Annotated in this window: 6 protein-coding genes; 2 read left to right on the top strand and 4 right to left on the bottom strand. The window is 57.8% G+C overall.

Annotation, left to right across the window (positions count from 1 at the left end):
* A partial coding sequence (locus tag A3730_RS01555; protein WP_063537327.1) for an efflux RND transporter periplasmic adaptor subunit occupies nt 1–855 on the bottom strand: 855 nt, incomplete at its 3' end.
* Between the two features lie 378 nt (nt 856–1,233).
* Between A3730_RS01555 and A3730_RS01550 the strand changes: the two genes are divergently transcribed.
* Entirely contained in the window at nt 1,234–2,661 is a 1,428-nt protein-coding gene (locus A3730_RS01550; protein WP_082872220.1) for an MATE family efflux transporter, read from the top strand.
* Nucleotides 2,662–2,685: 24 nt separating this feature from the next.
* On the opposite strand, the gene A3730_RS01545 is transcribed toward A3730_RS01550, so the two are convergent.
* The 3 genes from A3730_RS01545 to A3730_RS01535 form a co-directional block, all read right to left on the bottom strand.
* Nucleotides 2,686–3,894 (bottom strand): hypothetical protein, encoded by a 1,209-nt coding sequence (locus A3730_RS01545; protein WP_063520930.1) that lies wholly within the window; start codon nt 3,892–3,894, stop codon nt 2,686–2,688.
* A 292-nt stretch (nt 3,895–4,186) separates the two neighbouring features.
* The gene (locus tag A3730_RS01540; RefSeq protein ID WP_063520929.1) at nt 4,187–5,365 is read right to left on the bottom strand and encodes a VWA domain-containing protein; all 1,179 of its coding nucleotides are present in this window, start codon (nt 5,363–5,365) and stop codon (nt 4,187–4,189) included.
* A gap of 18 nt (nt 5,366–5,383) precedes the next feature.
* Entirely contained in the window at nt 5,384–6,226 is an 843-nt protein-coding gene (locus A3730_RS01535) for a MoxR family ATPase (protein ID WP_063520928.1), read from the bottom strand.
* 204 nt (nt 6,227–6,430) lie between these two features.
* Here A3730_RS01535 and A3730_RS01530 point away from each other — a divergent pair, with 204 nt between their 5' ends.
* Nucleotides 6,431–7,150, top strand: a complete 720-nt coding sequence (locus tag A3730_RS01530) for a 16S rRNA (uracil(1498)-N(3))-methyltransferase (protein ID WP_063520927.1) — start codon at nt 6,431–6,433, stop codon at nt 7,148–7,150.
* The last annotated feature ends 263 nt before the right edge of the window (nt 7,151–7,413 follow it).

Here is a 7,413-nt window from a genome sequence, read left to right as displayed (position 1 = left end):
GGGCACCACCGGCTCCGCATTCGGGGCCTGAATGGCCAGGTTGCCGAATACGGCCATGCCCGGGGTTAGATCTTTCGAATTCAGGCTTGCCCGCAGGGTGAATGTTCGGGCGGCCGGGTCATTCACCGGCACAATAGCCGTTATCTTCGCGGCCATGGTCCGTTCGCCGGCTGCCTGGGTTTGGGTGCCTGCCTTTTCCTGACGAATCGTAAGCGGGGTGCCTGTATTGATCTGGGAGTAATAACGCTGAGGCACCGCGAAATCTGCATGCAGAGAACCTGTACCCACCAACTCAAGCACTGGCGTACCGGGCACCACCCATTCGCCCACCTCGGTCAGCTTGGCGCTGATAACCCCCGGAAACGGCGCTTTCAGAGTGTGGCGCTGAAGCAACGCTTGCTGGCGGCCCACCTCGGCCTGACTGGCCGCCAGAGCCGCCTTGCTGGCCTCCACCTGGGATTCCAGACTGCGGACTTCGCTGGCGGCGATACTGCGGCGAGCAATCAGGCTACTGGCTTCATCCAATTGCCGCTGTAAATCCGCCAGCGTGGTTGCCTGCTGTTTATGGCTGGCTTTTGCCTGTTGCAAGGTTAGCCGGTTAATCTCGGCGTCCAGCGTCAGCAGCACGTCGCCAGACTCAACCCGGGAGCCGATATCTACGTTCAATTTGCTCACCAGGCCAGCCACTGAGGCAGAGAGCCGGGCGGACTGATCGGCTGCCAGGGTGCCATTGATCAGCAGTTCACGAACCGGTTTCTGCATTTCCACTGTGGCGACGGAAACCGGTACCGGATTGGCCTGCGTTATCAGTGGCAGGCAAAAAGAGACAAGCAGGCAGAAACGCAGCGCGAGCATAGACAGCAGAAACTCCGGCAGTAGAACAGTGTAATGGCGATAGCACCCAGACTAACGCGATTTAACTGGCCGGGGCGTCCAGATGCAAATACTAACCGTTAATGATTACAAGCTTTGCGTTGTGTGGGCGCTCTAGAGGAGCGTGGTGGATAACCCAACGGGAATTTCGTTGTGTGCCCATAACACCCATTGATACGCATAATGTATATTATGTTAAATAGAGTAATTGCCGTTATGGTTACATCTTTATTGGTCCACCCTCGCCACTGATTCGTACGCAACAGTTGTTGCGTCTGTCGTAAGCATTTCGAGTAGGATTGCTGACAGAGGAAATTACTTCCTTCAGCAACCCGTTCCTAGTGCATGCCTGGAGACCTTGTGGCCCAAGACACTCCTAGCCTGATCCAGGGCTCCATTACCCGCGCGCTGTTGACCCTGGCGATTCCGATTGTCTTCGCGAATCTTCTGCAGACGGCCTACCAGCTTACCGACACGTTCTGGGTCGGCCGACTGGGGGCGGATGCCGTTGCTGCGGTGTCGCTCAGCTTCCCCGTTTTGTTTTTCCTTATCTCGTTGGGAATTGGCCTTGCCGTTGCCGGAACAATTCTGGTTGCCCAGAACAAGGGGCGCGGTGATCTGGATGCGGTCAACCATGTGGCCGCACAGGCATTGATGGGCGTAATCGCCCTCTCCTTATTGCTCGCTGCCATTGGCTATTTTATTGCGGCACCGCTGGTGGCGTTTCTCGGTGCATCGGCATCCGTGCAGCCCCACGCCACGTCCTATCTACAGGTGTCTTTTCTCGGGCTGCCGTTCATGTTTGCCTATGTGATTTTTCAGTCGCTGATGCGTGGCGTCGGGGATGTAAAGACACCTTTACTGATCGTTGCGGGGACGGTGCTGCTTAATTTTGGGCTCGATCCGTTGCTGATTCTTGGTTATGGCCCGGTGCCGGCCCTTGGCGTTAGTGGCGCGGCAGCCGCAACCCTGGCTACCCAGGGCCTGGCCGCGGTGATCGGTTTGTTTATGCTGTTCTCGGGGCGCTATGGCATTCAGCTTGCCCGTTTGCACATGCGCCCGGATTTGCCCATGTTGTGGCAGTTGTTCCGGCTGGGGCTGCCTGCCGCCGTGGAACAGGCAACCCGGGCACTGGGGCTGATGCTAATGACCATCCTGGTGGCCGGGTTCGGCACCGTTGCGCTGGCCGCTTACGGCATTGGGTCGCGGATGCTGAGTTTTGTGATTATTCCAGCGCTGGGTCTCTCACAAGCCACCTCCACGGTGGTGGGGCAAAACGTGGGCGCCGGGCAGCTGGAACGCGCGGAACACACGACGTACCTCAGCGGCGCACTGGCACTGACGAGCTTGACGTTGGTTGGGGTGGTCAGTTTCTTCCTTGCCGCGCCGCTGGTTGAGCTGTTCGTGCCCGGCGAGGTCGCAGTTATCGAAGAAGGCGCCCGCTTTGTTCGCATCACCGCCCTCTCCTACGGCCTGCTCGGCGCCCAGATTGTGGTCACCGGAGCCTTTCGCGGCTCGGGCAACACGCTCGCCGCCATGGCCATCGCCTTGATTTCCCTTTGGGTGTTGCAGTTCCCGATTGCCTGGTTACTCACAGAGCGCACGCAACTGGGCGTGGCCGGAGTGTGGATTTCCTATCCGGTTCAAGCCTTTCTGTCGGCGCTGGTTGCCTGGGTATGGTTTAAACGCGGTACCTGGAAGCAGAAAAATCTGGTGGGAAGAACCCCTGAAGAAACCAAGGTGGCTCAGTATCCCACCGACACGGTAATGGATACCAACGGGGGCTGAGCCAGCCCTGAGTCCTGCTGTGCCTTATTCGACCGGACGGCTGGTGTGCGCAAACCGGTACGTCATATTGAACTGTACCCGCGGCGCCTCGCTGCGGTCTCCACCCTGATTGTCACGCAATCCGTATGACAGCTCCGCACCATAGCTCAAGGCTGGCGTGTATTGATGTACCGCTGTCAGTGTCCCGTAGCGGGTGCGCCGCAGCGCCTCGGCCGGCAAGGCAGTGTCGGACTCGATAGTGACTTCCCCGGCGACCATGGCCAGGGTCCAGGCGGGATTGAGCTGCCACTGAGAACCCAGATAGCCGCCTTGTGCCAGCAGAGGCTGCAGATCCCTGCCGGCGTAGACATAGCCGTCCATGCCGCTGTCGCCAAAGCCGGACAGGTCATTGTAGTAATGCGCCATGCCCTGACCGTAACTGCCATTGGCAAGCAGTTTGACGTTGTCGCTAACGTTGATGGCGGCACTGGCCACGCCACCCGTTGCGCTGGCAAATTGCTGGTCGCCATCCGCGAATTCCACACCGATTTCACGGTTCACCACACCCAGCTTGATGTGCCCGGCGGGCAAGCCCTGTTTCCAGGTAGCGATGGCATCGGGTCTGCGACCCGCAGCGCTGGTCGCGTTGGTGGGATCGTAGACTTCACTGTTCGGATCTTCCAGGGCCAGGGTCAAGCGCTCTCCCTGCCAGCGCACACCGGTTTGACGCGCAAAGATGGCACTATTGGGGCCCTGAGCATCCAGCGTGAGCGGCCAGGCAGCGCCATCCAGCAAGGCGGTGAAGCCGTAACCTGCACGCAACGGCCCGTTTTCAAAATAAAAATCGCGGATACGCAGCTCATACCGGTCCAGGCTGCCGAACAGGTCCATGGCAAAGACCATGTGCGGGCCGCTATCCTCTCCCACCTGAAAGCCAAAGCGGCTGTTCTTGGCACTCATGACGAAATTCTGCTGATCCGTGTCGCCACCGGGAATCGTGCTGGGAATCAGTAGTTCGTCGAAGCCGGCATCCTTGTCATCATAGATGGCGTCAACGCTGACGCTGCCGAATACGGTGAGCGGCGGCCAATTCAATGAGGACGAGTCGGCCTCATCGCCGAGACGGGATTTGAGCTGGTCGAGCTCGGATTGCAGACGACGGATTTCAGCCTGGGTGTTGTCCCCATGGGCGGCGCTGGTCAGTGCGGCAAGGCTGAAAGCAGTCATCCAGGCGGTGGTTTTCACCCTGGACATGAAGATCTCCTGAAGGTCCACCGGATCACGGTGGGCGCTCAAAGTGGCATCGCCCTTTCCTCTGCCCAGCCTTGTGAGCGGGGTAAATTCGGTCTGGCGACGCGTGGAAGGCGCGCAGGATACGGAACTGTTGGGGTGGCAACCACTAAACGTGCTGTTTATTGGTGCATAAAAGGTAAAAAATTGACGGGCGGAATGAAACTAGCTGCATTGAATTGCCAAGAACCGCGAGGTCGCGTCAGCAAGGATGCCCGGGCTGGCCTTGCGCCATCCCGGGGCGCCTCCGCTCTGTTTATTTGCTCAGCTGGCGCATTGCTTTCTCAAGCCCTTCAATGGTCAGCGGGAACATATGGTGTTCGCAGAGCTGTTTGATCCACTGGGTGGAGGTGGTCATCTGCCAGGCGCGTTCCGGTTCCGGGTTCAGCCACACTACTTTCTCATAGGTGTCGGTGACTCGCTGAAACCAGACAGCGCCAGGCTCTTCGTTCCAGTGTTCCACGCTACCGCCCACCGAGTTGACCTCGTAGGGGCTCATGGCCGCGTCACCCACAAAGATCACCTTGTAGTCGCTGCCATACTTGTGCAGCACGTCCCAGGTGGAGATTTTCTCGTCCCAGCGACGGCGATTATCTTTCCAGACGTACTCATAGATGAAGTTGTGGAAGTAGAAATACTCCATGTGCTTGAACTCTGCGCGGGCAGCGGAGAACAGCTCTTCGCACAGCTTCACATAGGGGTCCATGGAACCACCGATATCAAAGAAGATCAGCACTTTGACGCGGTTTTCCTTTTCCGGGCGCATCTTGATGTCGAGCAGCCCGGCGTTACGGGCGGTGGACGAAATGGTGTCGTCCATGTCCAGCTCTTCATCGCGACCGGTGCGGGCAAACTTGCGTAGACGACGCATGGCCAGCTTGATGTTGCGGGTGCCCAGCTCCACGGAATCATCCAGATTGCGGAACTCCCGTTTCTCCCAGACTTTCACGGCTTTCTTGTTCCGTGAAGGGCCAGTCATGCGAACCCCTTCGGGGTTTTCGCCGTAACCACCGAACGGGCTGGTGCCGCCGGTGCCAACCCACTTGTTGCCGCCCTGGTGACGTTTTTCCTGCTCTTCAAGCCGCTTGCGCAGCTCGTCCATGATTTTTTCCAGGCTGCCGAGCCCCTTGAGCTTCTCGAATTCCTCCGGGCTCAGGTTCTTTTCCAGCTCTTTGCGTAGCCACTCATCGGGGATCACCTTGCTGAGCCAGTCCGGCTCCAGGTTTTCCAGGCCTTCAAAGTAGTTGGCAAACGCCTGATCAAAGCGGTCATAGTACTTTTCGTCTTTCACCATGACCGCCCGGCTCAGGAGGTAGAAATCCTCAATGGAGCCAAACGCCACATGCGCATGCAGCGCATCGAATAAATCCAGCAGCTCGCGCAGGGTGACAGGCACCCGGTAGCGACGCAGATTTTCGAAAAAACCAATAAGCATAGTCTGCCCGTGGACCGGTTAGCTTTCGCGGCGATTCATGAACGCCAGACGCTCGAGGAGCTGTACATCCGATTCGTTCTTGAGCAACGCGCCGTACAGGGGCGGAATCGCGCTCTTGGTGTCACGGCTACGCAGGATATCTTCCGGAATATCGTCGGCCATCAACAGCTTGAGCCAGTCGATCAGCTCGCTGGTGGAGGGTTTCTTCTTCAGGCCCGGCACCTTGCGCAGATCAAAGAAGATTTCCAGCGCTTCACTCACCAGGTTCTTTTTGATCTCGGGGAAATGCACATCCACGATGGCCTGCATGGTCGCCGCATCGGGGAAGTTGATGTAATGGAAGAAGCAGCGGCGCAGGAAGGCGTCCGGCAGCTCTTTCTCATTGTTGGAGGTAATGATCACGATCGGGCGCTGTTCTGCCTTGATCAGTTCGCCGGTTTCATAAACAAAGAACTCCATCCGATCCAGCTCCTGGAGCAGATCGTTGGGGAATTCGATATCGGCCTTGTCGACCTCGTCGATCAGCAGGACCACCTGACCTTCATGGGTAAAGGCTTCCCAGAGCTTGCCCTTCTTCAGGTAGTTGGACACATCCTCGACCCCTTCGGCGCCGAGCTGGGAATCACGCAGGCGCGATACTGCATCGTATTCATACAGGCCCTGCTGTGCCTTGGTGGTGGACTTCACGTTCCACGACAGCAGTGGCAGGCCCAGGGATTCAGCGACCTGTTCGGCCAGCAGCGTTTTGCCGGTGCCGGGCTCGCCCTTGATAAGCAGCGGGCGCTTGAGGGCAATGGCTGCGTTCACGGCCATTTTCAGGTCATCTGTGGCCACATATTGGTCAGTACCCTGAAACTGCATGAAATTCTCCAAACTGAACAGTTAATGGAACGGGTGATCAGGCGGCACACTCTAGCAATCCAGTGGCGCCGGGCAAAGGGCTATAATAGCCAAGGAAACAGTGATTTGCGTCAACAGATCGTCAACCGGCCTGTTCACAACGCAGCCCCTCGCCGTCCTAAACGCTTGTTCTGACGCGCCACACGGTGTGCCATAATTCGCGCCATGAATTTGCTGCTGCTGCATCCAGACCAACACCTGTACGACGCCCTCTGGCGCCTGAATGCCCGCCAATGTGATCATGTGCGCACGGTGCTCAAGCTGGCCGAGGGGCAGCAATGTCGAGCCGGACTGTTGGGCGAAAGCACAGGCTTTGCCACTATAAAGTCAATAAAAAACAATGAAGTATTGGTTGAATTTAAACCAGAATCTCAACCAATGCCCCCCTTGCCGCTTTCCTTGTTGATGGCCCTGCCCCGGCCCAAAATGCTCAAACGCATTCTCATTGATGCCACCAGCCTCGGCATTAAACGCATTGTGCTGATCAACAGCTGGAAGGTGGACAAGAGCTACTGGCAAACCCCCAACCTGAAAGCCGACCTGTTGCGCGAGAAGATGATCCTCGGGCTGGAGCAGGCACGAGATACCCGGTTGCCAGAGCTGATTCTGGCCCCCCGCTTTAAACCCTTTGTGGAAGATTCACTGGGTAAATGGGCCGGTAGTGGCCAGCGCATCCTTGCTCACCCAGGGGATGATTACCCCACCCTTCCCTGTGACCTGAGCGAGCCAGTCACACTGGCCGTGGGCCCGGAGGGAGGCTGGACGGATTATGAAGTGGATATGCTGCAGCGACAGGGATTTGCCTGTCACCGTTTCGGAGCAAGAATCTTACGCGTGGAAACGGCATTGCCAGCATTGGTCGGCCGGCTGATGAGGCTGCCGTAGCAGCATGCCCTGCAGCCGAACCGCATACGAATCACGGCCTCGACTGCAAAGACAGGAAAGGTGCTAGGGAACCTCTGAAAAACTCCTTGCATGCTCAGCGTGGCCTGAAGCGTGCAGCTGTTGCGTCTTGTCTTGATGGTCAGGGTGGCTCCCTTTCCGAGAGGCAAGGCGCAGCAGATGTGCGCTTCAGGCCACGCCCTTCGGGTCATTCAGGCTGGCCCGCACTCGTTGTTGCGCTTTTTCGATGGATGGACATATCTCGA

It is taken from the genome of Alcanivorax sp. HI0044 (genome assembly GCF_001634945.1).
Note: the sequence above shows the minus strand (reverse complement) of the source record. Positions and strands in the feature narration are given on the sequence as shown.

Excerpts from the sequence above, each read along its gene's own strand:
- A3730_RS01535 (WP_063520928.1), bottom strand. The coding sequence starts at position 6,226 with ATGCAGTTTCAGGGTACTGACCAATATGTGGCCACAGATGACCTGAAA.
- A3730_RS01545 (WP_063520930.1), bottom strand. The coding sequence starts at position 3,894 with ATGTCCAGGGTGAAAACCACCGCCTGGATGACTGCTTTCAGCCTTGCC.
- A3730_RS01540 (WP_063520929.1), bottom strand. The coding sequence starts at position 5,365 with ATGCTTATTGGTTTTTTCGAAAATCTGCGTCGCTACCGGGTGCCTGTC.
- A3730_RS01530 (WP_063520927.1), top strand. The coding sequence starts at position 6,431 with ATGAATTTGCTGCTGCTGCATCCAGACCAACACCTGTACGACGCCCTC.